This window comes from Gemmiger sp. An120 (assembly GCF_002160955.1).
Classification (GTDB): domain Bacteria; phylum Bacillota; class Clostridia; order Oscillospirales; family Ruminococcaceae; genus Gemmiger_A; species Gemmiger_A avium.
Map to the genome: position 1 here is coordinate 1 of NZ_NFLN01000044.1, position 968 is coordinate 968.

Below are 968 nucleotides of genomic sequence, written 5' to 3' on the forward strand. Positions count from 1 at the left end.
GTCCTCCATGGAGTTTTACCTCCACTTCAACCTGACCATGGATAGGTCACCCGGTTTCGGGCCCACTGCATGCAACTAAACGCCCTGTTCAGACTCGCTCTCGCTTCGGCTCCGTTGCTCCAGCAACTTAACCTTGCTGCATACAGTCGCTCGCCGGACCGTTCTACAAAAAGTACCATATCACACTTTGACGTGCTCTATGTGCTTGTAGGCACAGGGTTTCAGGTTCTCTTTCACTCCCCTCCCGGGGTGCTTTTCACCTTTCCTTCACAGTACTATACGCTATCGGTCACTGGGTAGTATTTAGGCTTGGAGGGTGGTCCCCCCGTCTTCCGACCAGGTTTCACGTGTCTGGCCGTACTCTGGATACTGCGCAGCTGCTCCCGTTTTCGCCTACGTGTCTCTCACACTCTCCGGATGGCCTTCCCATGCCATTCGGCTAACAGTTGCAGTCCTAAAAGCAGTCCGAACCCCTGCGGTATTTCTACCCCAGGTTTGGCCTCTTCCGCGTTCGCTCGCCACTACTTACGGAATCTCGGTTGATGTCTCTTCCTCGCCCTACTTAGATGTTTCAGTTCAGGCGGTTCCCTCCATACACCTATTTGATTCAGTGTATGGTACCGGAGTATTGCTCCGGTGGGTTTCCCCATTCAGAAATCTGCGGATCAAAGATTATTTGCATCTCCCCGCAGCTTATCGCAGCTTATCACGTCTTTCGTCGGCTCCCAGTGCCAAGGCATTCGCCCTGCGCCCTTTCTAGCTTGACCGTTCCTTATCGTCTTTCGACGATTTCAGCTTTTCAGATTCTCCATTTGCCAACAAGATTCAATCAAAATTGTAGTTTTAATTGTTTCTCATTTCGCAGTTTCTTGCTATTCAGTTTTCAAGGTGCATCTGTGACCTTTCGGTCACATCTGCCTTCGACTTCGTCGAAGTGCATCCGCCCGAAACCGGAAAGATGTACTCGA

At 51.1% G+C, this 968-nt stretch carries 1 rRNA gene; it reads right to left on the minus strand.

Annotation, left to right across the window (positions count from 1 at the left end):
- A 23S ribosomal RNA gene (locus tag B5E65_RS15900) occupies positions 1-767 on the minus strand; the annotation flags it as partial.
- Positions 768-968: the final 201 nt, after the last annotated feature.